The 24,287-nt window shown below is 68.3% G+C and carries 28 protein-coding genes; 12 read left to right on the top strand and 16 right to left on the bottom strand.

Features of this window, described 5'->3' with window-relative positions:
- Positions 1-20 precede the first annotated feature (20 nt).
- Positions 21-1,499 carry an MFS transporter gene (locus ACQPYH_RS02360; RefSeq protein ID WP_432885871.1) on the top strand — a complete coding sequence of 493 codons (1,479 nt, stop codon included), beginning with the start codon at positions 21-23 and terminating at the stop codon, positions 1,497-1,499.
- On the opposite strand, the gene ACQPYH_RS02355 is transcribed toward ACQPYH_RS02360, so the two are convergent.
- The 3 genes from ACQPYH_RS02355 to ACQPYH_RS02345 all read right to left on the bottom strand — a co-directional run bounded on the left by ACQPYH_RS02355 (position 1,479) and on the right by ACQPYH_RS02345 (position 2,925).
- Positions 1,479-1,859 (bottom strand): hypothetical protein, encoded by a 381-nt coding sequence (locus ACQPYH_RS02355; protein ID WP_432885869.1) that lies wholly within the window; start codon positions 1,857-1,859, stop codon positions 1,479-1,481. The two genes, ACQPYH_RS02360 and ACQPYH_RS02355, sit on opposite strands and share 21 nt — an antisense overlap.
- A 116-nt stretch (positions 1,860-1,975) precedes the next feature.
- The gene (locus ACQPYH_RS02350; RefSeq protein ID WP_432885867.1) at positions 1,976-2,545 is read right to left on the bottom strand and encodes a hypothetical protein; all 570 of its coding nucleotides are present in this window, start codon (positions 2,543-2,545) and stop codon (positions 1,976-1,978) included.
- On the bottom strand, positions 2,542-2,925 hold the full coding sequence (locus ACQPYH_RS02345) for a hypothetical protein (protein WP_432885864.1): 384 nt from the start codon (positions 2,923-2,925) through the stop codon (positions 2,542-2,544). The genes ACQPYH_RS02350 and ACQPYH_RS02345 overlap by 4 nt, the downstream gene beginning before the upstream one ends.
- Positions 2,926-3,071: 146 nt before the next feature.
- Here ACQPYH_RS02345 and ACQPYH_RS02340 point away from each other — a divergent pair, with 146 nt between their 5' ends.
- Positions 3,072-5,633, top strand: coding sequence for a Tex family protein (locus ACQPYH_RS02340; protein WP_432885861.1), 2,562 nt, complete (start codon positions 3,072-3,074; stop codon positions 5,631-5,633).
- 58 nt (positions 5,634-5,691) lie between these two features.
- Positions 5,692-6,246: a dihydrofolate reductase family protein gene (locus ACQPYH_RS02335; RefSeq protein ID WP_432885858.1), complete on the top strand. Its 555-nt coding sequence runs from the start codon at positions 5,692-5,694 to the stop codon at positions 6,244-6,246.
- Here ACQPYH_RS02335 and ACQPYH_RS02330 read toward each other — a convergent pair.
- Positions 6,228-6,428 (bottom strand): heavy-metal-associated domain-containing protein, encoded by a 201-nt coding sequence (locus ACQPYH_RS02330; protein ID WP_432885855.1) that lies wholly within the window; start codon positions 6,426-6,428, stop codon positions 6,228-6,230. The two genes, ACQPYH_RS02335 and ACQPYH_RS02330, sit on opposite strands and share 19 nt — an antisense overlap.
- A complete protein-coding gene (locus ACQPYH_RS02325) occupies positions 6,425-6,805 on the bottom strand; it encodes a nuclear transport factor 2 family protein (RefSeq protein WP_432885852.1) in 381 nt (126 codons plus the stop codon). Before ACQPYH_RS02325 ends, ACQPYH_RS02330 begins: the two co-directional genes overlap by 4 nt.
- Before the next feature lie 37 nt (positions 6,806-6,842).
- Here ACQPYH_RS02325 and ACQPYH_RS02320 point away from each other — a divergent pair, with 37 nt between their 5' ends.
- Positions 6,843-7,421: a TetR/AcrR family transcriptional regulator gene (locus tag ACQPYH_RS02320; protein WP_432885850.1), complete on the top strand. Its 579-nt coding sequence runs from the start codon at positions 6,843-6,845 to the stop codon at positions 7,419-7,421.
- 95 nt (positions 7,422-7,516) lie between these two features.
- Here the strand turns inward: ACQPYH_RS02320 and ACQPYH_RS02315 are convergent, their stop codons facing one another.
- Both ACQPYH_RS02315 and ACQPYH_RS02310 read right to left on the bottom strand, forming a co-directional pair.
- Positions 7,517-8,293: a GNAT family N-acetyltransferase gene (locus tag ACQPYH_RS02315; protein WP_432885847.1), complete on the bottom strand. Its 777-nt coding sequence runs from the start codon at positions 8,291-8,293 to the stop codon at positions 7,517-7,519.
- A gap of 24 nt (positions 8,294-8,317) precedes the next feature.
- Positions 8,318-8,806, bottom strand: a complete 489-nt coding sequence (locus tag ACQPYH_RS02310; RefSeq protein WP_432885845.1) for a helix-turn-helix domain-containing protein — start codon at positions 8,804-8,806, stop codon at positions 8,318-8,320.
- A gap of 62 nt (positions 8,807-8,868) precedes the next feature.
- Between ACQPYH_RS02310 and ACQPYH_RS02305 the strand changes: the two genes are divergently transcribed.
- The 3 genes from ACQPYH_RS02305 (at position 8,869) to ACQPYH_RS02295 (ending at position 10,866) form a co-directional block, all read left to right on the top strand.
- Positions 8,869-10,056, top strand: coding sequence for an MFS transporter (locus ACQPYH_RS02305; protein WP_432885842.1), 1,188 nt, complete (start codon positions 8,869-8,871; stop codon positions 10,054-10,056).
- A gap of 301 nt (positions 10,057-10,357) precedes the next feature.
- Positions 10,358-10,543: a hypothetical protein gene (locus tag ACQPYH_RS02300; protein WP_134106088.1), complete on the top strand. Its 186-nt coding sequence runs from the start codon at positions 10,358-10,360 to the stop codon at positions 10,541-10,543.
- Complete coding sequence (locus ACQPYH_RS02295; protein WP_130445830.1) at positions 10,540-10,866, top strand: hypothetical protein; 327 nt, start codon at positions 10,540-10,542, stop codon at positions 10,864-10,866. Before ACQPYH_RS02300 ends, ACQPYH_RS02295 begins: the two co-directional genes overlap by 4 nt.
- Positions 10,867-11,027: 161 nt before the next feature.
- Here the strand turns inward: ACQPYH_RS02295 and ACQPYH_RS02290 are convergent, their stop codons facing one another.
- Together ACQPYH_RS02290 and ACQPYH_RS02285 are read right to left on the bottom strand one after the other, a co-directional pair.
- Entirely contained in the window at positions 11,028-11,780 is a 753-nt protein-coding gene (locus ACQPYH_RS02290) for a hypothetical protein (RefSeq protein WP_432885839.1), read from the bottom strand.
- 427 nt (positions 11,781-12,207) lie between these two features.
- Entirely contained in the window at positions 12,208-13,008 is an 801-nt protein-coding gene (locus ACQPYH_RS02285) for a methyltransferase domain-containing protein (protein ID WP_432885837.1), read from the bottom strand.
- Between the two features lie 88 nt (positions 13,009-13,096).
- Between ACQPYH_RS02285 and ACQPYH_RS02280 the strand changes: the two genes are divergently transcribed.
- Entirely contained in the window at positions 13,097-13,954 is an 858-nt protein-coding gene (locus tag ACQPYH_RS02280; RefSeq protein WP_432885834.1) for an aminoglycoside phosphotransferase family protein, read from the top strand.
- Here the strand turns inward: ACQPYH_RS02280 and ACQPYH_RS02275 are convergent.
- Positions 13,946-14,689, bottom strand: coding sequence for a phytanoyl-CoA dioxygenase family protein (locus ACQPYH_RS02275; protein WP_432885831.1), 744 nt, complete (start codon positions 14,687-14,689; stop codon positions 13,946-13,948). The two genes, ACQPYH_RS02280 and ACQPYH_RS02275, sit on opposite strands and share 9 nt — an antisense overlap.
- A 59-nt stretch (positions 14,690-14,748) precedes the next feature.
- On the bottom strand, positions 14,749-15,111 hold the full coding sequence (locus ACQPYH_RS02270) for a nuclear transport factor 2 family protein (RefSeq protein ID WP_432885829.1): 363 nt from the start codon (positions 15,109-15,111) through the stop codon (positions 14,749-14,751).
- A 115-nt stretch (positions 15,112-15,226) separates the two neighbouring features.
- Here ACQPYH_RS02270 and ACQPYH_RS02265 point away from each other — a divergent pair, with 115 nt between their 5' ends.
- Positions 15,227-16,021 carry a helix-turn-helix domain-containing protein gene (locus ACQPYH_RS02265; RefSeq protein ID WP_432885826.1) on the top strand — a complete coding sequence of 265 codons (795 nt, stop codon included), beginning with the start codon at positions 15,227-15,229 and terminating at the stop codon, positions 16,019-16,021.
- Positions 16,018-16,521, top strand: coding sequence for a DinB family protein (locus tag ACQPYH_RS02260; RefSeq protein ID WP_432885823.1), 504 nt, complete (start codon positions 16,018-16,020; stop codon positions 16,519-16,521). The genes ACQPYH_RS02265 and ACQPYH_RS02260 overlap by 4 nt, the downstream gene beginning before the upstream one ends.
- Positions 16,522-16,560: 39 nt before the next feature.
- On the opposite strand, the gene ACQPYH_RS02255 is transcribed toward ACQPYH_RS02260, so the two are convergent.
- A complete protein-coding gene (locus ACQPYH_RS02255) occupies positions 16,561-17,616 on the bottom strand; it encodes a hypothetical protein (protein ID WP_432885821.1) in 1,056 nt (351 codons plus the stop codon).
- Positions 17,616-18,131, bottom strand: coding sequence for a SigE family RNA polymerase sigma factor (locus tag ACQPYH_RS02250; RefSeq protein WP_130445821.1), 516 nt, complete (start codon positions 18,129-18,131; stop codon positions 17,616-17,618). The genes ACQPYH_RS02255 and ACQPYH_RS02250 overlap by 1 nt, the downstream gene beginning before the upstream one ends.
- A gap of 155 nt (positions 18,132-18,286) precedes the next feature.
- Here ACQPYH_RS02250 and ACQPYH_RS02245 point away from each other — a divergent pair, with 155 nt between their 5' ends.
- Both ACQPYH_RS02245 and ACQPYH_RS02240 read left to right on the top strand, forming a co-directional pair.
- Positions 18,287-19,513: a hypothetical protein gene (locus ACQPYH_RS02245; protein WP_432885818.1), complete on the top strand. Its 1,227-nt coding sequence runs from the start codon at positions 18,287-18,289 to the stop codon at positions 19,511-19,513.
- A gap of 236 nt (positions 19,514-19,749) precedes the next feature.
- The gene (locus ACQPYH_RS02240; RefSeq protein ID WP_432885816.1) at positions 19,750-20,352 is read left to right on the top strand and encodes a hypothetical protein; all 603 of its coding nucleotides are present in this window, start codon (positions 19,750-19,752) and stop codon (positions 20,350-20,352) included.
- Positions 20,353-20,581: 229 nt separating this feature from the next.
- Here the strand turns inward: ACQPYH_RS02240 and ACQPYH_RS02235 are convergent, their stop codons facing one another.
- From ACQPYH_RS02235 to ACQPYH_RS02225, 3 genes are all read right to left on the bottom strand, one after another.
- Positions 20,582-21,115 carry a SigE family RNA polymerase sigma factor gene (locus ACQPYH_RS02235; protein ID WP_432885814.1) on the bottom strand — a complete coding sequence of 178 codons (534 nt, stop codon included), beginning with the start codon at positions 21,113-21,115 and terminating at the stop codon, positions 20,582-20,584.
- Between the two features lie 21 nt (positions 21,116-21,136).
- Positions 21,137-22,474, bottom strand: coding sequence for a diguanylate cyclase (locus ACQPYH_RS02230; protein WP_432885811.1), 1,338 nt, complete (start codon positions 22,472-22,474; stop codon positions 21,137-21,139).
- Between the two features lie 148 nt (positions 22,475-22,622).
- Positions 22,623-24,179 (bottom strand): helicase HerA-like domain-containing protein, encoded by a 1,557-nt coding sequence (locus tag ACQPYH_RS02225; protein ID WP_432885809.1) that lies wholly within the window; start codon positions 24,177-24,179, stop codon positions 22,623-22,625.
- Positions 24,180-24,287 lie beyond the last annotated feature (108 nt).

The raw sequence follows: 24,287 nt of genomic DNA, 5'->3' as shown, positions 1-24,287 counted from the left end.
AACTGCAAGGAGACCTCGAGATGTACGCGACGACCGACACCCTGGCGACTACGCCGGCCACGCAGGGCGGCCGCTCGCGCTGGCTGGCTCTCTACACCCTCTGCGCGGGCATGTTGATGATCGTGCTCGACGTGACCGTGGTGAACGTGGCGCTGCCGGCCATCCAGGACGACCTCGGCTTCACCAGCTCCTCACTGGCGTGGGTAGTGAACGCCTACCTGATCGCCTTCGGCGGCCTGCTCCTGCTGGCCGGCCGGCTGGGCGACCTGCTCGGCAGGCGGAACATCTTCACCGCCGGACTGGTCGTCTTCACCGCCGCCTCTGTGCTGTGTGGGCTGGCGCAGACGCAGGAGATGCTCGTCATCGCCCGGTTCATCCAGGGCGTCGGCGGTGCGCTGACCTCCGCAGTGATCCTCGGCATGATCGTGACGCTGTTCCCCGAGCCGCGGGAGCAGGCCAAGGCGATCGGCGTGTACGCGTTCGTCGCGTCCGCCGGTGGGTCGATCGGTCTGCTGGCCGGTGGCGTCCTGACGCAGGCGATCAGCTGGCATTGGATCTTCTTCGTGAACCTCCCGCTCGGCGTACTGACCGCAGTACTCGCGGTGAAGCTGATCGAGAAGGACAAGGGCCTGGGGATCGGCAAGGGCACCGACGTACCGGGTGCGGTGCTGATCACCGCGGCGCTGATGGTCGGCGTCTTCACCATCGTCAAGCCGGCCGCTGAGCTCGGCTGGACCGCACCGCGGACGCTGGCGCTGGCTGCGGCGACGCTGGTACTGCTGGCCGGCTTCATCGCCCGTGAGGCGACCGCGGCCAACCCGCTGGTGCCGCTGCGGATCTTCCGCTCCAGGACGCTGACCGGTGCGAACCTCATCCAGGCGCTGTCCAGCTCGGGGATGTTCGGCATCTTCTTCCTGGGCTCGCTGTACCTGCAGCGGGTGCTCGGGTACGACGCTCTGGAGATCGGACTGGCCTTCCTGCCGACCACTGTGGTGATGGGGCTGCTGTCGGTGAAGTACTCCGAGAAGCTGGTCATGCGCTTCGGGCCGCGCCGTCCGCTGATCGCCGGACTGTCCCTGATCGTCGTCGGACTGGCGCTCTTCACCCTGGCTCCGGTCGGTGGCAGCTACTTCGTCCACGTACTACCGGTGCTGGTCCTGCTGGGCCTGGGCGGCGGCATCTGCTTCCCGGCACTGATGGGCCTGTCGATGTCAGACGTGAAGCCCGAGGACGCCGGTCTGGCGTCCGGCCTGATCGGCACCATGGGCGAGGTAGGCGCCGCCCTGGGCCTGGCCATCCTGGCCACCCTCTCCGCCACTCGCACCGCAGGCAGCACCAAGCCGACCCTCCAGGCCCTGACCGACGGCTACCACTTCTCCTTCGCAGTAGCCGCCGCCATCGTCGCCGCCTCAGTAGCCATCGCAGCAGTCGTCATGCGCCAACCCAAGCCCCAGCAGCAGACCGAAGACGAGGAAGAGCTACTCCTCGAAGCCGCCTGATCTGTACCCACCCGAGGGGTCGCCGTCCACTCCGGACGCCGACCCCTCGGTCATGCTCGCCCTCCGGTGATCCACTACCAGCCTGACGACGCTCATTGCGGCGACCGGGATCAGCACGAACAGCCCGAACTTCCAATCGCCCACGAACTCCGACACCGCCAAGAAGCCTCCGGCGCCCAGGAACACCGCCATCAGGAGCCACGACAGCACCTTGTGCCGAACCGCCCAGGGGGCCGCGCGTCCGTCGTACAGCCCTCGCGGTGCGACGACAACGGCGCTCAACAGCACCAACAGCGAGGCTCCTGACGCAGCGTCGTGCCAGTTCTTCGCCTCGGTCAGCCCGTACACAGTGAACAGCACACCTGCTGTAGCGAAGAGTCGCGTCGTCCGACCGGGACGTCGCCGAGTCCACCGTTCGAACCTCTCGTGCCGCCGCTTGAGCGCGGCAGCAGACCGCGCCAGGCTTGATCCACCGATCATTGTGGCCCCGTCCTTGCGAGCCTGCCTTCGGTGTACCACTGCCACCAGGACAGACCCCGTCGGCGGGCCCCGATGGTCAGCAGCACCATTGCCAGCAGAACCAGTGCCGATCCGCCGACAACCAGGCCCCAGCCGATTCGTGGCGTGCGCCTGTCCCCGATCCACTCGCGAGCGTCGACGGCAGCCAGCGCGGTCGACGGATCGGACGGCCGGTAGAGGACCTGCAGAGGCTTCGCGTAGCGAGTGCCGGGCGCAGGCGGTCGGACTCCTTCGGGCATCCCTTGCCGATCGTCCTCGCAGTACTTGAGGACGGCCCGGACCTGGCCCCGCTCGGGGGCGGCGAAGACGACTCGAACCTCACCGATGAGCGGGCTGCCCTTCCCCGGATCGACCTCCACCTCGACCGAACTCGCAACGCTCTCGGCACCGCCGGCGAGCAGCTCGCGACTCAGGCTTACCCGGCTGTCCAGCTCGAGCAGCATCAGTCCACCGAACAGCATCGCGACGAGCGCGGGTACGCCGATCCAGGTGGGACCGCGGCCGGGCCAATTGATGTTTCGGGTCATGCCGGTCTGCGACGACGTTCGCGAAGGACGCCGGAGATTGGGGCTGCCAGGGACACCGGTGCTGCGATGAGGATGCTGGTGAGGCGACTCAAACCGGCGAGCTCGACGAGAATGGCGTAGAGCCCGGCGCCCAGGACCAGGAACCCGAAGACGACGCTGAGGATGGGACGTCTGTCCAGGGCTGCCATGCGGGCGGAGTGCGCCACGGGAGCGATGCCGTACGGGAGCATGAGTACGACCAGGCTTGCTGCCCAGAGGATGTTCTCAAGGGTGGGGTTGACGGCTGCCTTGACGACGAAGCACAGCGGGATCACCACTTGGAGCGCCCGGTTGAGCAGCGGCGGGTGATAGCTCTGCACGTACTTGCTGAACTGCCCCATGTTGTTCCTCCCCGGAGTGATGATCGCATGGGGTTGTCCACAGGGTGAGTGGATGGGTTTCGGGGTGGGGGGTGGGATGGGGAAGGATATGGAGCCCGGCCGGGGCAGAATGTTCGGCGGGTTTGTCGGTAGAGGGGAAGCGGACAGTGGTGCAGTCGATCGAGCGGCGGATCGCGGATGAGCTCGAGGTGGGTGAGAACCAGGTGCGGGCGGCGGTGGCGTTGCTCGACGAGGGGTCTACCGTGCCGTTCATCGCGCGGTACCGGAAAGAGGTCACCGGAGAGCTCGACGACGCGCAGCTGCGCACGCTCGAGGAGCGGCTGCGGTATCTGCGTGAGCTCGAGGAGCGCCGGCAGACCGTGCTCGACTCGATCGAGAGCCAGGGCAAGCTCGACGACGCGCTGAAGGAGCAGATCCTCGCCGCGGACACCAAGTCCCGGCTCGAGGACATCTACCTGCCGTTCAAGCCGAAGCGCCGGACCAAGGCGATGATCGCCCGGGAGAACGGCCTCGAGCCGCTCGCCGACGGCCTGATGGCCGACCCCGACGTCGAGCCGTTCGCCGCGGCCGCGGTGTTCGTGAACGCCGAGGTCCCCGACCCGCAGGCAGCCCTCGACGGCGCCCGCGCGATCCTGGTCGAGCGGTTCGCCGAGGACGCCGACCTGATCGGTGCACTGCGCGAGCGCCTCTGGGAGCAGGGCCGGCTGGCGTCCGCCGTGCGGGAAGGCAAGGAGACCGACGGCGCGAAGTTCTCGGACTACTTCGACTTCGACGAGCCGTTCACGAAGATGCCGTCGCACCGGATCCTCGCGCTGTTCCGCGGCGAGAAGGAGGACGTGCTGACGGTCTCGGTCGAGCCGCTGCCCGCAGGCGTGGAGGTCGACGGACCGACGGAGTACGAGACGACCATCGCCCGCAAGGTCGGCGTCGAGAACCAGGGCCGCCCGGCCGACAAGTGGCTGGTCGAGACGGTCCGCTGGGCCTGGCGGACGAAGATCCTCGTGCATCTCGGCATCGACCTGCGGATGCGCTTGCGGCAGGTCGCCGAGGACGAGGCGATCCGGGTGTTCGCGGCCAACCTGCGCGACCTGCTGCTGGCCGCCCCGGCCGGCACTCGCGCCACGATGGGCCTCGACCCGGGCTTCCGGACCGGCGTGAAGGTCGCGGTCGTCGACGCGACCGGCAAGGTGGTCAACACCGGCGTCATCTATCCGCACGTCCCGCAGAACCAATGGGACAAGTCGATCGCCACCCTGGCCGCACTCGCAGCCGCCCACGACGTCGATCTGATTGCCATCGGCAACGGTACGGCGTCGCGTGAGACGGACAAGCTGGCTGCCGAGCTGATCGCCAAGCACCCGGAGCTGAAGCTCACCAAGGCTGTGGTCAGCGAGGCCGGGGCGTCGGTGTACTCCGCGTCCGCGTTCGCCTCGCAGGAACTGCCCGGGATGGACGTGTCGCTCCGCGGGGCGGTCTCGATCGCGCGCCGCCTGCAGGACCCGCTCGCCGAGTTGGTGAAGATCGACCCGAAGTCGATCGGCGTCGGCCAGTACCAGCACGACCTCCCGGAGAACTCGCTGTCCCGCTCGCTCGACGCGGTCGTCGAGGACTGTGTGAACGCGGTCGGCGTCGACCTCAACACCGCGTCCGCGCCGCTGCTCACCCGGGTCTCCGGCATCACGCCGGGGCTGGCGGACAACATCGTCCAGCACCGCGACGTCAACGGCCCGTTCAAGTCACGTACGGCGCTGCGCGAGGTCGCACGGCTCGGCCCGAAGGCGTTCGAGCAGGCGGCCGGATTCCTCCGGATCCCCGACGGCGACGACCCGCTCGACACGTCGAGCGTGCACCCGGAGTCCTACCCCGTCGTACGCCGGATCCTCGACGCCACCGGGTCCGACGTGAAGTCGCTGATCGGGTCGTCCGAGCTGAAGCGGCTGAAGGCGGCGGACTTCGTCGACGACATGTTCGGCCTGCCGACCGTCACGGACATCCTGGCCGAGCTGGAGAAGCCGGGGCGCGACCCACGGCCGGCGTTCAAGACCGCGGTGTTCGCCGACGGGGTGGACAAGATCGCCGACCTGAAGCCGGGCATGACGCTGGAGGGTCAGGTCACCAACGTGGCCGCGTTCGGTGCGTTCATCGACATCGGCGTGCACCAGGACGGGTTGGCCCACGTGTCCGCGCTGTCGAAGAACTTCGTCAAGGACCCACGCGAGGTGGTCAAGCCCGGCGACATCGTCAAGGTGAAGGTGCTCGAGGTCGACATCCCGCGCCAGCGGATCTCGCTCACGCTGCGGCTGGACGACGAGCCAGGCGCCGGCGGCGGACGTACGGGTGACCGTGGTTCACGCCAAGCGGGAAGCCAGGGCGGCGGTCCAGGACGCGGACAAGGCCGTGGTCAGGGCGGTCAAGGACGCGGCGGCTCGGGCGATCAAGGTCGCGGACCAGGCGGCTCGGGCGGTCAGGACGGTCGCAGTGGTCAAGGCGGACGCGGCGGCCAGGGTGGTCGTGGCGGACAGGGTGGTCGTGGCGGACAGGGCGGTCGCAGCGGTCAGGGCGGACAAGGCGGTCGTGGCGGCAACCGCGGGCCGGGTGGTCAGGGCGGTCAGGGCGGTCAAGGGCGCGGCGGCAAGCAGTCCGAGACCCCGATGGACGAGACGTCGCTCGCCGAAGCGTTCCGGAATGCGGGTTTCACGGTCCGCTGATGTCGAAGGGTGACGCCCGGGTCCGACGTACCAGGTGAATCCAGCGAGGAGGAGCCTGATGCGCGACCTGATCGTCACCCAGAACATCACCGTCGACGGTGTTATCGAGGCGGGTGACTGGTTCGGACCCGCCGACGGCGGCCCGGAGGTGCTCGAGGCGCTGCGCGAGCAGATGGCGCGAGCGGACGCGTTCCTCACCGGTCGCGTGACGTTCGAGCAGCTGCGCGGCTTCTGGCCCGCACAGACGGACGACCCGACCGGCGTCTCGGCGTACCTGAACCAGGTGCAGAAGTACGTCGTGAGCTCGACGCTGCAGGATCCGGAGTGGGAGCCGACCACGATCCTCCGCGGTCTGGACGAGGTACGCCAACTGAAGCAGACCGCCGGCGAAGACATCGTCTGCACCGGCAGCATCGACCTCACTCACCAGCTGATCGCGGCCGACCTGGTCGACGAGTACCGCCTGTTCGTCTACCCGTCAGTGGTCGCGACCGGCCAACGCCTGTTCACCGACGGCTCAGCGCAGAGGGTGACGTTGACCGGCAGTACGTCGTTCCCCAGCGGCGTCGCCCTCCTGACGTACCGCCGCACAGCTCACGACGCGACCTCGTAGCCGGCGGCTTCTACGGCGGTTCGGATCGCAGCCGGCTCGATGGGGCGATCGGTAGTCAGGGCGACCATCCCGGTCGCGAGATCGACCGTGACCGCGTCGACGCCGGGCAGTGTCTCGAGTTCTTCGGTGACGAAGCCGACGCAGTGCGCGCAGGTCATCCCGAGTACGCGGAACGTCGTCATGATGCGCTGACGTTCCGGGTGGCCTGCGTCGTACGTCGCATTCGGCCGTCCGACGCGAGCTCGCCGAACAGGTAGACCTCGGTGGAGATCGTCCGTCCGCGGCGCAGCTCGGCGTGGATCGTGAACCGCGCGGCCAGCCGGTCGTCGGTGCGGATCGCCTCGTGGACGTCGTACGAGCAGGAGACCAGGTTCTTCTGGATCGGGCGGAGGTGGTCGATCAGCCGTTGCCGGTCGAGCGTGATGCCGTCGGCGATCTGTTCGATGTCGGGCGTGTAGTACCGGTCCACGACCTCCGCGGCGTCGCCGCCCGCGACGACCTCCCGGGTGAACGAGCCGAAGAAGTCCGCGACGAACTCCCGTGCGCTTAACTCTGACATACCGTCAAAGATAAGCAGCTCGGGTAAACTTTACAAGGTGTCAGAGAACAAGCCGGTACGACGCCGCCGCGCCGACGCGGATCGCAGCAGGACAGCGATCCTCGCCGCGGCCGTGGTCCTGCTGGACGAGCAGCCCGACGCGAGCCTGGAACGCATCGCGGAAGCGGCCCACGTGACCAGGCAGACCGTGTACGCCCACTTCACGTCCCGCGACGTCCTGCTGAATGCCGTCCTCGACGTGCTGACTCAGGAGACGCTGGAGGCGATCGACGCTCTCGAGCTGAACGAAGGCCCCGCGCTCGACAAGCTGTTGCGGCTCATCAACCTGAGCTGGCGGACCTTCGAGCAGCACCCGCTACTCCTGCACGTACCGCAAACAGCCGGCCCCGACGACCGGCACGACCCGGTGACCGAGCGCTTCGCCCGGCTGATCCGCCGAGGTCAGCGCGCCGGCGAAATCACCCGCGAACTCCCGGCCGACTGGCTCGTCACGGCCGTGATCGCCTTGGGCCACGCCGCCGGCGAATCCACAGCCGCTGGCCAGCTCTCCACCAGAACCGCCAACAAAACCCTCAACACCACCATCACCCGACTACTCGCCCCTACCGCGCGCTAACGACAGGAGGTAGTCGACCGCGAGCGACGACCGCAGGCTCAAGTCGGCCGCTGGACGTGCAGAAGACGGCGCCACCTCCTGTCGTTAGCGAGGAGTCAGCGCAGGTCGGACAAATGCCCGCCGGGGTCGCCCAGGTGTACGGCGGTCGCTCGCGGCGCGTAGCCGAGGCGGCGATAGACGCGGTCGGCGCCATCGTCGCCCGGGGTTAGCCAGGCGAGGGTTGCGCCGCCTAGCTCAAAAACCTTCTGGGTTGCATAGGCGGTAGCGATGGCACCCAGGCCGCGGCGGCGGTGGCTGTGGATAGTGCCGACACCGGCAACCTCCGAGACCTCGTCGGCGACCGCCGTCCACGCCGCGGTGGCCGCTGGTACGTCGTCCACGTAAACGATGACGGCACCGCCGTCCGCAGCGTCGGGCTTGTACGCGAAGTCGGCACTGTCCATCTCGTACGCCTCCGCGGCGACCGCATTCGCCACAGCCTGCTCCTCCGGGGACGACACCACGTGCACCGTCGTGCCTGCCGACAACGACGGCACGATCAGTTCACCAGGCTCGACCACCAGCAGCGGGAGGTGCGACACGATCGTCATCCCCTGCGCCTCGAGCGCTTCGGCCAGGCCGGGGTTCGCCTCGTCGACGAACTCCGCGTGTACCCATCGTCCTTCGGCGGCGAACGCCTGCCGGATCGTCTCGATCGCCCACTGGATCTCGTCCGGATCGAACGGTTGCCCGGGATCGGCCGCGAGTACGCCGGACAGGTACCAGGCGTCGTCGTCGTGCAACATGCCGGCCAGCGGCCCGGCGATCACCTGCCGCTTCGAGCGCGCCGAACCGGTCAACTGAGCCGCGGCGATCCGCGCACCGATGTCCATGACCCGGACCCTACGATGCGCCGATCACAGCCCGCGACCGGGTTGCGAGAGCTGGAGCAGGTCGAGGAACCGGCTCACGTCGGCCGCGCTCGGCGGGCGACCGAGCAAGACGGCAAGCGAGTCGAGCGCCGCGACCAGATCCCGGCGCACCGCCGCCCGAGACCGGCCGCGAACAACCCCACCGGCCCCACCTGCGCCACCCGCCCGAGCAGCGCCACCCGCCCCGGCGACGGCATCTGCGAGCAGCGCGACAACCGAGTCGGCCCGATCGGACCCGGACACCAACTCGGCCCCGACCGACAGCGGAGCCGGTGGCTCTGAATCCCCGATCCGTACCTCGAGCTCCGCCCCCAGCGCCGTCGCGAGCCGATCCAGCGCGGCGACCGTCGGGTTACCCCGCCCGTTCTCCAGGTTCGCGATGTACGGGACGGACAGACCGGCGTCGACGGCCACCGACGCGATGGTCCGCCCGGCCGCCTTGCGACGGTCGCGCAGTACTTCGCCCAACTCCATGGAAACTATCTTCACAGAAAACTCTTGCCGATGTCTATTTCTAGAGGATAGATTCCGGCGTCGTGAGAGATTTCCGGAGGCTCTGGTTCAGCGGCGCGGTGTCGGGCATCGGGTCGTGGCTACTGGTCGTCGCGATCCCGTTCTACGTCTTCACGTTGACCGGTTCGGCGGTCGCGACAGGCCTGACCTTGGCCCTGGAAGCCCTTCCAGCGTTGCTGATCGGGCCCTGGGCCGGCGTACTGCTCGACCGATGGGACCTGGCGCGGGCGATGTGGATCGCGGATCTCGCCAGCGCGGCAGCGGTCGGACTGATCTTGTTCGCCGACAAGGACCACGTCTGGCTGATCTACCTCGCGATCGTGCTCGAGAACACCGCGACAACGGTCTTCCGTCCCGCCGTACGCGCCCTGCTCCCGGCTGTCGTCGGCACAGGCCCTGAACTCGCGAAGGCCAACGCCATCAACGCCGTCACCAGCAGCGCGATCAGGCTGGCCGCACCACCGCTTGGCGCGCTCCTGCTGGCCGGTCCTGGGATCAAGTTCGTGCTGATCGTCGACATCATCAGCTACTTGTTGTCGGCGGCAACAATCGCGACGGTCCGCACGCGCCGGCATCCAGCCACCGGCGTACCGCCGCGACCCCTCGAAGGACTCCGCGCCGTCATCAACCATCGGGCGCTCCGCGGCATCCTCATCGGCCAGACGGTCTTCCTCACCGCGAACGCCGGCCTGACGGCGCTCCTTGTGCCGTTCACCGTCGACCGCCTCCACGCCCCCGGGTACGTCGTCGGCTACCTCATCTCGGGCCTCGGCGCCGGATATCTCATCGGCGCCGCCCTCAGCACCAGGGCCGCCCGACTCCTCGGCACGCGCGAACTGCTCACCCTCACCCAGTTCGTCACAGCCTTGGCGTACTTCGCGCTGTTCAACGCCCCGAATGTCCCAATAGCCGTCGCCGCCGCCATCCTGATCGGCCTGCCCGGCAGCATCCTGCTCATCACAGTCCAGACCACGATCCAACGGACAGCGCCAACCGCCGTCCTGGCGAGCGTCGGCGCGCTCTTCTTCGCCGCCGATTCGCTCGCCCTACTGATCGGCGCCCTCGCCGCCCCCGCGATGACGCACGCGCTCTCTCTACCCCTCACCCTCAACCTCATTGCAGCGCTGGCCATCTGCGCCGCGGCCCTCACGCTGATCGTCGTACCGCGCCACCCGGCAAGCTTCACCCGGAACGGCACATTCAATGCGTGAGCGCATCAACGCAAAGGGTTAGCAGGATGTCATAGGTTTTAGCTCTGGTTGAATACCCCCAGGGCGTCTCCGAATCGTTATCGGCACATTGCTGCAAACATTCTTGACATGGTTTGCTGACTACCCGGGTACCGGCCGGACTGGCCGTTGACCTGCGGGTTCGTAGGGTTTCCCTACTCTGCGTTAGGCCTCTGTAAAGGTCCCTTCCAAACTGTTCCGAAGGGCCCGCCGATGTTGTGTTCTTTACTCAGCGCCGGACAAAGCCGTTCGGGGCCAACCACACACTGCTGAAGGAACCGCGATGACCGAGACGCTCGAGACCCCCGCAACGCACCGTCGGGTGCGGGTCTGGTTCGGCGCTCACCCGATCGCGGACCACACCACGAACGTGGAGCAGGCAGGGCAGTACGAGGAAGCCATGCGTCGGCGGTTCGCCTCCCTCCGGGTGACGAGCGAGCCGGTGCTGGTGGACACGGCAGAACGATGACCACCCGGCCGACGCTGCTCGGGTATGTACGGGCCGACGCGCTGAGCTGCGCGGAGGAGCTGGCCGCGGCGACCGATTCACTGGTCGCCTTCGCCAGCGCGGAGGGATTCACCCTCGGCACCGTCTACACCGAGCGCGATGCGGCCGAGTCAGCTGCTTTCCACGCGTTGCTCGACGAAGTGAAGCGGTCCGACGTCCGTGCGGTCGTCGTACCGACGATGAACCATCTCGGCATCGGCGCAACTCCGGCCGGGCTGCGGCAGCACCTCGAGTTCCACCAGGCGCAGGTCTGGGCGGCGGACCCGAGGGTGACAACTCCATAGACAAGCGGAGCTGACGTCTTGACCCCTGCATCGGCGTCGGTTCCGCTCTCCACCTCCACAGCTGCACCGGGGATGCCCGGGCGGTAGTGGACCAACAAGGCCCCACCGGCTGCTACCGGTGGGGCCTTGCCCATCTCGCGATGCGCCCGAAGTGACGAAGCTCAGGCGACGATCGTGTACCCGTACCGCTTCATCTCCGCGGCGACCGAGTTGTTGAAGATCCCGGTGACCTCGAGCTTGAAGTGCAGTTGCACCTTCCGGATCACCCGCTGGAAGTGCAGGTGCCACGGCACGCCCGCCGCCGGCACCGTCTCGGCCTTGGTGATCGCGCCGACCCGCGGGTGCGCCGCCCAGGCGATCACCCGGGCCCGATCCGCGCCCCACACGCCGGTCATCGCGTCGTGCGTCCGCGCGTACGCCATCGCGGCCAGCGAGATCGTCGAGTCCGGCACCGGCTGCTTCGGCGGGTGTGCCTTCAGGTACAGCTCCCAGGTCATCCCGTAGAACCCGGGCGGCCCGTCGTCCTTGCCCCGGTTGGCCAGCCCGTTGAGCTTGCGGTGGTACTCCGTCACCTGGACCGCCGCGCCGCGGGACAGGTCCTTGTCGCCGACCGCGATCCCGTGCACGTGGTACGGCCAGTTGCCCTGCGCCGGTGTCCGCAGCCAGGCGGCGAACCCGACCGCGCGCATCGCCTTCACCACCGCAACCCGCTGCGCGGCGCTCTTCGTCCGTACGTCGATGTCGACCGCGCCGCCACCGTCGTGGGTGCCGCCCGACGCCTCCACACCGCCCTTGTTGTACGAGCCCTGCAGGATCGCGAACTTGGACTTGTACAGCTGCTCGGCGGCCTCGACCATCGCCGCCGTCCGCTTGTTCATCGTGACGCCGCGCCAGGAAATCCTTGCCTCAGGCATCTTTATCCCCGGTCGCCGGCCCGAGGATCAGCTCCGCGTCCTCGGCGGCGCCGAGCGCCTCCAGCTGGTCCAGCTCGTCGTCGGTCAACTCGTCGTCGAACACTTCCGGCATAGCCCCGTTCCTTCCCCCTGAATCGATCGCGCGCCGACCCCCGGCGGGCGAAATCGCAGCCCAGCGTAAGCGGGTGCCAGGTCAGGTAACTAGGTGTAAAGGTTTGAGGAACGTGAAGTTTTCCGTCCGATTCGCGTGCCGGGGTGTGTGCGAAGCGGCCTCTTGGGGTACCTGTAGGTGGTCCCGCGGTTCGGTCAGTGCCATTCGGGCATGGGTGGTGTTCACCGAGCCGCGAGTTCTCCCACTGAGGGGCGGGAGAACGACCGGCCCGGCGGGTGTGTCTCTCCCAGGATGCACCCGCCGGGGTACGGGGTCTCACAGTGCGGATGCGACGAACAGATACCTGTTCAGGCTGAAGAAGTAGCTCGGCCCCAGACTCCGCAGATCGTCCGCCCAGGCGCGCGCGTCCTCTTCCGTCACGCCCGCATGCCCCGGCACGAACTCCGACACGATGTCGACCAGCCCGGCACTGTACGTACGCGCGTCGTACGCCGTGTTGAGGATCGGCACCACCTGCTCGTGCGTGAGCGTGAATCCGGACTTGGCCAGTACGTCGGCCAGCGTCCGGGGCAGATGTGGATCGGCGAGATGGTCCTCGAACGCGGTCAGCACCCGGGCCATTCGCTCGTCGTCACTCGACCGCCACACCACCGATCCCCAGTCCGTGTCGAGCAGTACGACGCGACCGGCCGGCCGCAGCACCCGCCGTACCTCCTCGAGCGCTCCGGCCACGTCGTCGACGTACTCGAAGACCTGGGTCGACACGACCACGTCGAAGCTCTCCGCCGGATGCGGGATCCGGGCGACCGTAGCCAGCTCCAACTCGATCCCGGGCCCGCCGGGGACATCCTTCCTGGTCCGCGCGATCGCCAGCATGCTCTCGCTGATGTCGATCCCGCAGATCCGCCCGTCCGGCCCGACCTCGCCGGCCATCTCCGCCGCCAGCAACCCCGGCCCCACACCGACGTCCAGCACCCGGTCTCCCGGCCGCAAGGCCAATGCCGCCCGCACCACCCTTCGCTGCTCGATCACATCCGGCGTCGTATACACCGACTCGATCTGCCGGGAAACCTCGGGGTCGAACCGCAACCCGTCAACCTCAACCTCTCCGCCCATGTCCACATCATGGTCTGCGATCCCGTTTCCGGGGAGGCCTTCTGGAAATCGGAAGCGCTGCCCCGGGTTGCCCCGCTACGGTTCCAGGGTGATCGAGCTGCCCGAGACGTTCCTCCGGATGCCGCGTTGGTGGACGGAAGGGCAGTCCTGGCTGGAATCGTTGCCGCGGGCGGTCGACGCGCAATGCCGCCGCTGGAACCTCGCTGTAGCAGGCCCGATCGCCCACGGATCGAACGCGATCGTCGTGCCGGTCGAGCGGGATGGCATGCAGCTGGCGCTACGGATGTCGGAGCCCGGTGACGAGGTGACGCGGCAGGTCTGGGCGCTGAACTGGTGGGACGGCCGCGGCATGGTCCTGTTGCTCGACCACGACGCCGAGGCCGGGGCGATGCTGCTCGAGCGGCTGTCGACTCCGTTGACGACGCGGCCGATCGACGAAGCGATCGCCGTGCTCGGGCAGCTGATGCGCAGGATCGCCGTACCCGGTCCGGAGGAAGCGCTGTCGACAGCAGACATCGTGACGTCGCGATCAGCCGAGCTGGAGCCCCAATGGGAGCGACTCGGCCGTCCGTTCGACGCCGCGATCCTGCGCGAGGCACTCGACCTCGCCCCGACCGACACCACGTCGACCGCGGCGGTCAATGGCGACTTCCACTCCGGCCAGGTCCTCGCCGGAGACCGGGAGGCCTGGCTGATGGTCGACCCGGTGCTGTACCGCGGCGACATCGAGTTCGACCTCGGTCGCGTTCTGTGGTGGGACCTCGACAGGATGACCGACATCGTCCCGTACTTCGATCTCGCGGTTCGCGAAGCCGGTCTGGACCGGGACCGCGCCCGCGACTGGGTGATCTGGCGGACCGTCGACTACTGGCTGTGGGGACTACAGGCAGGTCTGACCGAGGATCCGGTCCGCTGCGCCCGGCTGATCAACGCCCTGTCACGATGATGAAGCTTTGAAGATGAAGCGGCTGCGCATCATCCGAGGTGTGTCTGCCGCGTTGGGTGCGATCGAGTGCAGAATCCACGGATGGGTGATGTACACATCGCCGGCCTGACCGGTGAGCTCGACGACCTGGACAGGCAGACCGTCGAGATCCGCCGGCGCCATCGGGTCCACCGTGCGCTCCTCGGACGTCAGGTTGCGGAACCACGGATCTGACCGCAGTACTTCGTCACGCACAGCCTTGAACTCACGCTCTTCGGTCGTGGTCAGGAAGCGCTCGATCACCTTGTGCGAGCCGGCCACCTGCGGAGTCCCGCCGCCACGCGGCTCGAGGTCGCCGAGCAACGCCCAGATCTTGACGGACTGGGGCGTGTCATCGAAGCCCACGTCGGTGTGCCACTGGCGATGCGGGACGGCCCACGGCACGCCCTCCGGCATCGTGACGAGGACCTGCCCCTGGTGTTTCGGCTCGAGCCATTCACCCAGCAGCCCGTCGAGCGCCGATCGCACCCGCGGCCCGAGGATCGCGTGGGCCGCGCGAGACGACTTCGTGCTCTTCAAACCCGTCGGCCGCGACGGGGTCCAGGTCGACCGGTCGTCGCGATCCATCCCGTGCCGCTCGGACAACTCGTCCCACAAGGTGTCCCGCATCCGCGCGGCATCGTCGGCGGAGAACGCGGACGGGAGCTTCACGATCCCGTCGCGCTCGAAAACGTCCAGCTCTTCGGCGGTGAGCATTCGCCCATGCTGCTCCGACCGCCGCCGGGCTTCCACTCATTTAACAGTTCTTGCGCGGCTCAGTGCTCCGGGGCGAAATCGTGGAAGCCGATCAGCTTCTGGATCTTGCCGTCGCCGTCGAGGACGACGATGTCGGTACCGCCGGCGACCGGCTCCTGCCCGTCGGCCTTGAGGTGCCAGGTCCAGCGCAGGTAGGTGTGGTGCTCATCGATATCGCCGGTGCGGACGAAGGACAGGCCCGGGAACATCTGCTGCGCGGCGCCGACCAGCTTGTTCAGCTCGTCGTGACCGGTGGTCTCGAAGCTCGGGTCCTGGAAGGTCGCGTCGTCGGTCCAGGTTCCGGCGATGAGCTCGGCGCGACGGTCGGCGTCGGCGGCGTTCCACATCGCGAAGTACTGGTCGGCGAGAGCGGTTGCGTCCATGGTGTGTTTCCTCCTCGGAAGGTTTCGATGACCAGAACCTTGCCGCCGTACCCGGGCCGCGGTCGATGACGTCAGAGGTAATGGCGATGTCTACGCCGACCGCTACGGTCGGGGTATGGCAGCAACGATCGAGGAGACGTTCCAGCGCCCGGTGGGCGAGCTTCTGCGCGGGTGGCGGGAGCGGCGCCGGCTCAGTCAGCTCGAGCTGGCAAACCGGGTCGAGGTGTCCACCCGGCACGTGAGTTTCGTCGAGACAGGGCGGTCCAAGCCGAGCCGGGACATGGTGCTGCGGCTGGCAGAGCACCTCGACGTACCGCTGCGGGACCGGAACCATCTACTGCTCGCGGGCGGGTTCGCGCCGATCTACAGCGAGGCGTCGCTGCACTCGCCGGCGATGCTCGCCGTCCGTACGACGCTGCGCCGCCTGCTCAAGGCCCACGAACCGTTCCCGGCGCTCGTCGTCGACCGCTGGTGGAACATCGTCGAGACCAACGCCGGGATCCAGATCTTCACCGCGGGCGTCGACGAGAAGTTGCTCCAGGCACCGATCAACGCACTCCGGCTGACCCTGCACCCGGACGGCCTGGCCAAGCGGATCGGCAACATCGCCGAGGTCCGCGCCAGCGCACTCGCCAGCCTGCAACGCCAGGCCGCCAGCACCGCCGATCCCGAGCTCCAGGACCTGTACGACGAACTCCGCGAGTACGCCATGGACGACAAGCCAGCACCACCCGGGCCGGCCGAGGTCGTCGTACCGTTCAAGCTCACGCACGACGGGCGGGAGTTGTCGCTGCTGACGATGATCGCGACGTTCGGTACGCCGCTCGACGTCACGGTGTCCGAGCTGATGATCGAGTCGTTCTATCCCGCCGATGACGCGACCGCGGAGTACCTGCGGAGCCTTTCGTGAAGCCGGCCAGGGATGTCGCCGACACGATCGAACTGCATCTGCAGTATCTCGATCGCTATCGCGAGATCATCGAGAAGAAGCTGACCGGGCTGAACGACGCCGAGCTACGCGGCAGCCGACTGCCGTCGGGATGGTCGCCGCTCGAGCTGCTCAAGCACCTGGTCTTCATGGAGCGCCGGTGGCTGCGCTGGGGCTTCACCGCTGAGCAGGTCGAGCATCCGTGGGGTGATTCCGGAGATGATCCCGACGGTCGCTGGGCGGTGACTGCAGAGGACTCGCTGGAGACCCTGCTGGCTCAGTTGCACGCGGGTGGCGAGTTCACGCGGCAGGTCGTCAGCGGGGCAGATCCCGCGACGGTTGCGCCGGCCGGCGGGCGGTTCGGGCCTGACGATCGGCCGACGCTGAACTGGATCTTGTTCCACGTCCTGCAGGAGTACACACGGCACGCGGGCCACTTGGACGTGGCCCGCGAGCTCGTGGATGGGGCCACCGGCGAGTAGGTCTTGCAGGGAGGGCCTACTCGCCGGTGGCCGGGAGCCCTACCGGCCTGAGGAGGGTAGGCCGGTGGGGAACGCCGTCGGGACGGTCGGCGTCGGTAAGCTCGGCTTGGACGTCGAGGTCGGCAGCGTCGGCTTCGTGGTCGGGATCGACGGCAGGGTCGGCTTGCTGTGCGGCTTGACCGGGACCGTCACCGTCACGCCGGCCGAAACCGTCACGGTCGGCACAGCCGGCTTCGGTGCGGTCGGCTTCGCGGTCGGTAGGGACGGCTTGCCGGGCAGGTTCGGCTTGCTCGGCAGGGTGGGCTTGCCGGTCGGCACGCCCTGCACGCAGTCCGGTACTGCCGGGACCGCGGGCTTGGCGGGCAGGGACGGCTTCGCAGTCGGGAGCGACGGCTTGGCCGGGAGCGACGGCTTGCTCGGCAGAGTCGGCTTGGCGGTCGGAAGCGACGGGAGGGTCGGCTTCGTCGTCGGCAGGCTGGGCTTCCCCGACGGAAGGGTCGGGAGCGTCGGCTTGGTCGTCGGCACCTGCGGGCGGCCCGGCAGCGTCGGCTTCGTCGTCGGCCAAGTCGGCTTGGTGGTGGGGATGCCCGGCCGCGTCGGCAGCGTCGGCTTGCCCGCCGGCAACGTCGGCTTACCAGGCAACGAGGGCCGGGTGGTCGGTATGGTCGGCAGGCTCGGCTTGCTGGGCAGCGTCGGCTTGCCGGTCGGCAGCGTCGGCAGGGTGGGCTTGGCCGGAAGCGTCGGCTTCGGCGGGTTGTTCGGGTCGATCGTCTTGTTCACGACCACCTTGGGCAGCTTCGGCTTGGCCGGGAGGCAGGTCGGGTCGATCGACGGCGCCGTCGGCGTACCGGCCGGAATCACCGCCGGCACCGGAGGCTTTCCACCGACCAGCAGGTTCTTGACCGGAAGGGTCGGTCCGCCGACCGCGGCGGACACCGTCGCAACGGTTCCGGCCAGGGCGGTGACGCCCGCCGCGGCCAGTCCCCGGCGCAGCCAGGTCAGCCGCTTGCCGCGCCGCATCAGGTCACCGGCGTCCGGCTGCCACGGGTCCATCTCATACGTCAGCGCGTTCCGTACTTGCTGCTCGTCACTCATCAGTTTCCTCCAACTCCGCTGTCGATCAGGTCGGGTGCCAGACGCAACTTGGCCAGCGCCCGGGAGGCCGTGCTCTTCACGGTCCCGGCCGCCATACCGAGCAGCTCGGCGGTCTCGGCCTCGGAGAGATCCTGCGAGTAGCGCAGCGCGACCACGGCTCTCTCCCGGACGGTCAGACCGTTGAGAGCCGAGAGCACGGCCTCCCTGGTCTGGACCGCCCCGGCGAAGTCCGCCACCGCTCGCTGGTCCCAATCGTTTGCTACCGGATCACTGGGTACTTCGTTGTTCCAGCGCCGGCGGGCCTGGGAGAGGAATCGGTTGACCAGCACCCGTCGGACGAACCGCAACGGGTCGCCCTCCAGCCGGTGCCATTTCGGATACGACCGCATCAACGCCTGCTGTACGAGGTCCTCGGCGGTATGCCGATCGCCGCACAACATCTCCGCGAAGCGGAGCAAAGGGGTCGACTGCGCCACGACGAATCGCTCGAAGTCGGCGTCCGCGGTCCGGGTCATCGATTCTCCTCAGCCTCTGTCACACCGGTCCAAACCCGCTGAGTCACCGATCAGGTTCTGTTCAGTCAGGAGAAATTTATTCACGGTCTATACAGAGGCGGTGTTTGTTTGTCACATTGGGTGCACAAGCCTTCACCGCCCCGGAGGTTCCGCCCATGCGTACCAGTCGCCCAGCCGCACTCGCCGCCTGTCTCGCCCTGACCGCAGCGATCTTTACCCCAACCTTGCCCAGCACCGCCGCCACCCCCGATCCTGTTGCCGCCTCGCAGACGGTCGCCGGGTCGAGCAACGTCCGCGTCGAAGGCAGCCGCATCATCCTCGGCGACGCTCCCGCCGCGATCGGCTCGAGCGAGATCAACCAACGCTCCGGCCTGGCCGAGCTCACCCCGGTCCACTTCGCCGACTTGACCTCGGCCGTGGTGGTCGGCTACTCGGCCGCCATACCAAACGGTATGTCCGGGTCCGTCGACGTACGGTCCTGGGCCGACGGACGATGGTCGGAGTGGATCGAGGCGAAGGCCGGCACCCCGACCGCACTGCCCACCGCCAGCAACCAGGTCCAGCTGCGGGTCATCCTCACCGCGCCACCTCCCGCCGGGTCGCACGAACTCCAGCCAGCGACCGGCGGCAGCCCGTCCATCGCCGACCTGACCGTCCAGCCGACCGACAAGGTCGCGGCTTCACGGATGAGCATTCAGGCCGCCCCACTCAAGTCCCACGTCTTCGCCACCCGCGAAGGTCTCGTCGGCGGTACGACGGCCAACGGCCACGTGATCGTTAGCCGCGACCACTTCGTCGCCCTGCCCTCACGCCGCGGGCTGGCCGGCAACGGATCCGGCACGTACTCGGTGAAGGTCTGTACTGCGTCGCGCTGCGCCTTCGAGCCGGTGTGGGACGTCGGCCCGTGGAACACCAAGGACGACTACTGGAACCCGAGCGCGACCCGCGAGATGTGGAAGGACCTGCCGCAGGGCAAGCCCGAGGCGCAGGCGGCGTACCAGGACGGGTACAACGGCAAGAAGGACCAGTTCGGCCGGACCGTCGCGAACCCGGCCGGGATCGACCTTGCGGACGGCGTGTTCTGGGACGCGCTGAAGCTGGCGGACAACGGGTTCGTCGACGTGACGTACCTGTGGACGGGTGACGGCGGCCGCGGGACGGTGTCGATCTCGTCCGGCTACCTGAACGTCCGCAACGCCCCGAACTCGACCGGCGCGGTTGTCGGCATGGCCGGCAAGTCCGCGCAGGTCACCGTCGAATGCCAGACAACCGGCGAAACCGTCACCGGCTCCCAAGGCACCACCAACATCTGGCTCCGCGTCAACACAGGCATGTACGTCGCGAAGGCCTGGATCTCCACCGGCACCTTCGCAGCCTGCTGAACCTCCGCCACTGACCAACCTCCGCCCCGAGGGTCGGCTGCATGCTCCGCGAGCGTGCAGCCGACCCGTGTGAGCGTGCGGGACTGCGGTTGGTCAGTGGCAGACGTCCGGGCTACTTGCCTGCCGGGCTGACGGTTGGAGGCTGGCTTGGGGTTGCTGTTGGGGCTGGCGACGACCAGCGGGTCGGCGTCTGAGTCGGCACCGGCCTGGGCGCTCGAGTGGGAGCTACCGTCGGCATGCGGCTCGGAGTCGCGGTCGGCGGCATCGTTGGCACCGGGCGTGGGCTGCGCGTCGGGGAGACCGTCGGCGGCAGGGTTGGTGTCCGCGGTGGGACGGCGCTCGGGGAGGCAGTTGGCTGCTCGGGTGTGCGGCTCGGGGAGACGGTCGGCTGGTCCGGCGTCGGGCTCGGGGTCGCGTGGACCGGCGTACCGCCGTCGCCGTCTGTTGACCCGCTGCGCGCCATCGCCGTACCCGCGACGGCGACCACCACCACGGCCGCGGCCGCGATCCCGCCCAGCACCAGCCGGGTGACGCGCCGGTTCGGTCCTGCTTCTCTCATCGTTGCCCTCCGCAACCTTTTGGTGTTCGGTCGGGCTGAAGGACGCGAACCGCCACCGAAAGGTTCTGCTCAGCGAGTGGGAGCAACAGTCGGTGTGGAAAGCGACGGAGTAGGCGCGGTCGGCGGCCGCACCGGCGAATTCGTCGGCAGCCTCGACGGCGGTGCGGTCGGCGGCGTCGCAGTCGGGGACGGACTCATCCGCGTCGGGTACGTCGGACTCGCGGTCGGCGGCATCGTCGGAGTAGCAGTCGGCGGCCTGCTGGGAGTAGCAGTCGGATGAGGCGTCGGGACAACCGCGGTAGGCGCCGGACGCGCAGGCTCAGGCGGTCCACCGCGCGACTGACTCCCAACCACGCCCCCGACCACAACCGAGACAACAGCAACCGAAGCAGCAATGGCACCCAGATTCTGCCGACCACGCCGCCGCTGGGCCCCCGCGATCACGCGCTCCGGGTCAAGCGGCGTACCAGCATCACCTGGCGCCAGCAGCGTCCGCAGCTCGTCCTCGTTCATGCTCGCTCCCCCACCGGTACGCCGCTCAGCTCCGGAGCAGCGCGCAGCTTGTCCAGGGCCCGCGCGTTGGCGCTCTTCACCGTGCCGACCGCGACCCCGAGCACCTCCGCGGTCTGCCGCTCGGTCAGGTCCTCGACATACCGCAGTACGACGACCGCACGCTCCCGCCGGCTCAGCGTCGCGAGCGCGGCTCCCAGCCCCACCCGCCGGTTGACCGCACCAGATGGATCGTCGACAACCGGACCGAGGAACAGGTCCAGCTCGGTCGCTCCGCCACTCGGACGCTCCCGCCAAGGCCGTCGTCGTACCCAGGACAGGTGCTGGTTGACCACGGCCTGCCGTACGTACGCGAACGGGTCGGCCAGCTCGATCCGGTCCCAGCGCAGGTACGCCTTCTCCAAAGCGTTCTGCACCAGGTCCTCGGCGAGCCCGGCATCCCCGCAGAGCATCCGCGCGAAGTGCACCAACCGCGCGGATCTGGCCAGCACGAAAGCCGTGAAGTCGTCGTCACGACTCCCCGTTGCCGCCATCTGCGCTCCGTCCTGCCGCCCTCACCTCACAGGACGCTGCGCCTGGGCCAAAGGTTCTGCTTGTTCAGAGAATTGTGTGGAGGCGGTCAGCCGGGGCAGCGCGATGATGTCGGCGGCCAGGCGAACGCGGTTGCGCCCGGCGGCCTTGGCGGCGTACATCGCACGGTCGGCGCGGAGCAGCAGATCGTCGACGGTCGCGCCGTCGTTCGGATAAACGGCGACACCGATGCTGACGGTCAAGTGAAAGGTGTCCGGATCCAGACCCGGATCGTCGAGTACGCCGGCGCACATCGCGGCCAGCGGGCTGGCCGAGACCGCGTTGCGAAGCCTGTCCGCGGTGACGGTCGCCTCGTCGAGCCCGGTGTCCGGGAGCGCGATCACGAACTCCTCGCCGCCGAACCGGCCGATCACGTCCTTCGCCCGGATCGCGCTGCGCAGGATCGTCGCGACCGCGCGCAGGGCCTCGTCGCCGACCAGATGCCCGTGCCGGTCGTTGACCTGCTTGAAGTGGTCGATGTCGATCAGCAGGACCGCCATCGGCTCGCGCTGGGTCCGGACGGTCCGCAGTATGTCCTCGGTCCGCCGACGCCACCAGTCGACCCTGGTCAGGCTGGTCTTCGGATCGGTCTGCGCCTCGGACTCCAACTGGCCGAGGAGCAGGGCGCGCTGCGCGGTCAGCGTGATCGGGATCGCGACGAACGCGAACCACGGGCTGATCAGGCAGGCGGCCGCGAGCAAGCAGCCGAGCGTGGCGGCGGTCGCGTCGGTGCACAGGTCGTCGAGCCCGCCGACCGCCTCGCGGCGACTGCTGCCCGGGATGATCAGCGAGATCGCCAGCCCGCAGAGCACGGTGTCGGTCGCGACGTACGCCGCCGAGGCACCGACCATCGAGACGACGAGACCGAGGTCGCCGCCGGTGATGTCCCGGAGCGAGACGAAGACCGCGTGTGCGGCGCCGACCGCGAGCACGTGGACCGCGGTCGAGAAGGCCCACCGGTACGGGATGCATTTGCCGGCTCGGATCCGCCACCAGATCCGGAGCAGTACGGCGACCAGGATCGCGAGCGCCGGATGCAGGATCACGGCCGCGGCGATCATCCACGCCGGAGCGAGGTCTTTGTGCAGCGCACCGCCGCGCCGCCGCCGGTTCTCCACCCGGCGGGCACCCTCGACCGAGATCAGCGCGGAAACCGTCAGCGCGAACACCACATCCAGCCCACGCCAGTCGGGACGGTCGGTGAACGCCTGCACGCCGTACCCGATGGCGGCCAGGTCGACGAGCACCACGACGGCGAACGCCGGGACCGTCAGGGTCCAGAGCGCCCAGGATCGTATCGCTCGCCTACTCTGTGCAACCATCACCTCACACGGTACGACGAGTGAGCGTCAGGTCCCAATCCGTGGCGGCGCGGCTGTGGATGACGACTTGGAAACGATCGACAATCGTTCACTATTCAGTCGTTTGATCAACAATCAGATGCGGGATTTCCCTTGCACGGAAGGAAAATCAGCGCCTTCGGGCAGAACCGAAGAGCCCGCGGACGATCTCCCGGCCGGCCGAGCGGGCGAACTGCTTGAAAGCGGACGAGCCGATCACCTCTTCGACCACCGACTTCCCCGGCTTCTGCGCCCGCGGCCGCGACTCCTGCCGCTGCTCCTGCTGCTGTTGCTTGGCCTGCTCCTGGGCCTGCTTCTCCGCCTCGGCCTGCGCCGCCCCGGCCTGTACCTTCGCCGCGAGCATCTCGTACGCCGACTCGCGGTCGACGGCCTGCGAATACTTCGCGTTGTTCGGCGAGGCCTGCACCGACGCTGTCTGCTGCTCCGCGGACGCCGGCGCCATCAGCGACTGCGGCGCGCGCAACCGGGTCCACGCGACCGGGGTCGGCGCACCCTTCTCGTTCATCACCGTCACGATCGCCTCGCCGATCCCGAGCTGGGTCAGCACCTCGCCCAGGTCGTACGACGAACTCGGGAACGTCGACACCGTCGCCTTCAGCGCCTTCGCGTCGTTCGGCGTGTGCGCCCGCAGCTGGTGCTGCACCCGCGAACCGAGCTGCGCGAGTACGTCGTCCGGCACGTCCTTCGGCGTCTGCGTCACGAAGAACACGCCGACACCCTTGGACCGGATCAGCCGGACGGTCTGCGCGATCGCGTCGAGGAACGCCTTCGACGCGTCGTTGAACAGCAGATGCGCCTCGTCGAAGAAGAACACCAGCTTCGGCTTGTCCACATCGCCGACCTCGGGCAGGTCGTGGAACAGGTCGGCGAGCAGCCACATCAGGAACGTCGAGAACAACGCCGGCCGGTCCTGCAGGTTCGGCAGCTCGAGCAGCGAGATCAGGCCCTTACCGTCACGCTGCTGCAGCAGATCGGCAGTATCGAACTCGGGCTCGCCAAAGAACGCCTCCGCGCCCTGGTCCGCGAACCCGATCAGCGACCGCAGGATGACCCCCGCGGTGGCCGCGGAGAGCCCGCCGAGCTCCTTCAGGTCGTCCTTGCCCTCGTCGGAGGTGAGGTGCTGGATGACCGAGCGCAGGTCCTTGATGTCCAGCAGCGTCAGCCCGGCCTTGTCGGCGTAGTGGAAGATCAGCCCGAGCGACGACTCCTGTACGTCGTTCAGCCCGAGCACCTTGGAGAGCAGGACCGGCCCGAACGACGTGATCGTGGCGCGGATCGGGATGCCGGTGCCCTGGCCGCCGAGCGCGTAGAACTCGGTCGGGAAGCCGGTCGCGGTCCAGTCCTGGCCGATCGACTTGGTCCGGGCCAGCAGCTTGTCGTTCCCCTCGCCGGGCTGCGAGATCCCCGACAGGTCGCCCTTGATGTCGGCGGCGAACACCGCGACGCCGGCCGCGGACAGCTGCTCGGCCATCAGTTGGAGGGTCTTCGTCTTACCGGTACCGGTCGCGCCCGCGACCAGGCCGTGCCGGTTCATCATCCCGAGCGGGATCCGGACCGCCGCCTCCGGTTTCGGCTCACCGTCGACCAGCAACGCACCCAGCTCGAGTGCCGCCTCCTCGAACGCGTACCCCTGCTTGACGGTCTCCACGACATCTGACTCGGCCATCTGAGCGTGCCTTCCCCGGTTGACGGAACTACCCGGTCGGCATGCTAGTCCTCACCATCCTGCTGGACGCCTCAACGGCACCAAAAGGTTGCATTCAACTCCGGACTA

It is taken from the genome of Kribbella sp. CA-245084 (assembly GCF_050942355.1).
Classification (GTDB): Bacteria; Actinomycetota; Actinomycetes; order Propionibacteriales; family Kribbellaceae; genus Kribbella.
This window is presented reverse-complemented; position numbering and strand designations above follow the sequence as displayed.

What these genes read in the sequence shown, in the direction of transcription:
- ACQPYH_RS02360 (WP_432885871.1), top strand. Translation starts at nt 21, where the DNA reads ATGTACGCGACGACCGACACCCTGGCGACTACGCCGGCCACGCAGGGC.
- ACQPYH_RS02350 (WP_432885867.1), bottom strand. Translation starts at nt 2,545, where the DNA reads ATGACCCGAAACATCAATTGGCCCGGCCGCGGTCCCACCTGGATCGGC.
- ACQPYH_RS02345 (WP_432885864.1), bottom strand. Translation starts at nt 2,925, where the DNA reads ATGGGGCAGTTCAGCAAGTACGTGCAGAGCTATCACCCGCCGCTGCTC.
- ACQPYH_RS02335 (WP_432885858.1), top strand. Translation starts at nt 5,692, where the DNA reads ATGCGCGACCTGATCGTCACCCAGAACATCACCGTCGACGGTGTTATC.
- ACQPYH_RS02330 (WP_432885855.1), bottom strand. Translation starts at nt 6,428, where the DNA reads ATGACGACGTTCCGCGTACTCGGGATGACCTGCGCGCACTGCGTCGGC.
- ACQPYH_RS02325 (WP_432885852.1), bottom strand. Translation starts at nt 6,805, where the DNA reads ATGTCAGAGTTAAGCGCACGGGAGTTCGTCGCGGACTTCTTCGGCTCG.
- ACQPYH_RS02315 (WP_432885847.1), bottom strand. Translation starts at nt 8,293, where the DNA reads ATGGACATCGGTGCGCGGATCGCCGCGGCTCAGTTGACCGGTTCGGCG.
- ACQPYH_RS02310 (WP_432885845.1), bottom strand. Translation starts at nt 8,806, where the DNA reads ATGGAGTTGGGCGAAGTACTGCGCGACCGTCGCAAGGCGGCCGGGCGG.
- ACQPYH_RS02300 (WP_134106088.1), top strand. Translation starts at nt 10,358, where the DNA reads ATGACCGAGACGCTCGAGACCCCCGCAACGCACCGTCGGGTGCGGGTC.
- ACQPYH_RS02295 (WP_130445830.1), top strand. Translation starts at nt 10,540, where the DNA reads ATGACCACCCGGCCGACGCTGCTCGGGTATGTACGGGCCGACGCGCTG.
- ACQPYH_RS02290 (WP_432885839.1), bottom strand. Translation starts at nt 11,780, where the DNA reads ATGCCTGAGGCAAGGATTTCCTGGCGCGGCGTCACGATGAACAAGCGG.
- ACQPYH_RS02285 (WP_432885837.1), bottom strand. Translation starts at nt 13,008, where the DNA reads ATGGGCGGAGAGGTTGAGGTTGACGGGTTGCGGTTCGACCCCGAGGTT.
- ACQPYH_RS02275 (WP_432885831.1), bottom strand. Translation starts at nt 14,689, where the DNA reads ATGCTCACCGCCGAAGAGCTGGACGTTTTCGAGCGCGACGGGATCGTG.
- ACQPYH_RS02270 (WP_432885829.1), bottom strand. Translation starts at nt 15,111, where the DNA reads ATGGACGCAACCGCTCTCGCCGACCAGTACTTCGCGATGTGGAACGCC.
- ACQPYH_RS02265 (WP_432885826.1), top strand. Translation starts at nt 15,227, where the DNA reads ATGGCAGCAACGATCGAGGAGACGTTCCAGCGCCCGGTGGGCGAGCTT.
- ACQPYH_RS02255 (WP_432885821.1), bottom strand. Translation starts at nt 17,616, where the DNA reads ATGAGTGACGAGCAGCAAGTACGGAACGCGCTGACGTATGAGATGGAC.
- ACQPYH_RS02250 (WP_130445821.1), bottom strand. Translation starts at nt 18,131, where the DNA reads ATGACCCGGACCGCGGACGCCGACTTCGAGCGATTCGTCGTGGCGCAG.
- ACQPYH_RS02245 (WP_432885818.1), top strand. Translation starts at nt 18,287, where the DNA reads ATGCGTACCAGTCGCCCAGCCGCACTCGCCGCCTGTCTCGCCCTGACC.
- ACQPYH_RS02240 (WP_432885816.1), top strand. Translation starts at nt 19,750, where the DNA reads ATGCGGCTCGGAGTCGCGGTCGGCGGCATCGTTGGCACCGGGCGTGGG.
- ACQPYH_RS02235 (WP_432885814.1), bottom strand. Translation starts at nt 21,115, where the DNA reads ATGGCGGCAACGGGGAGTCGTGACGACGACTTCACGGCTTTCGTGCTG.
- ACQPYH_RS02230 (WP_432885811.1), bottom strand. Translation starts at nt 22,474, where the DNA reads ATGGTTGCACAGAGTAGGCGAGCGATACGATCCTGGGCGCTCTGGACC.
- ACQPYH_RS02225 (WP_432885809.1), bottom strand. Translation starts at nt 24,179, where the DNA reads ATGGCCGAGTCAGATGTCGTGGAGACCGTCAAGCAGGGGTACGCGTTC.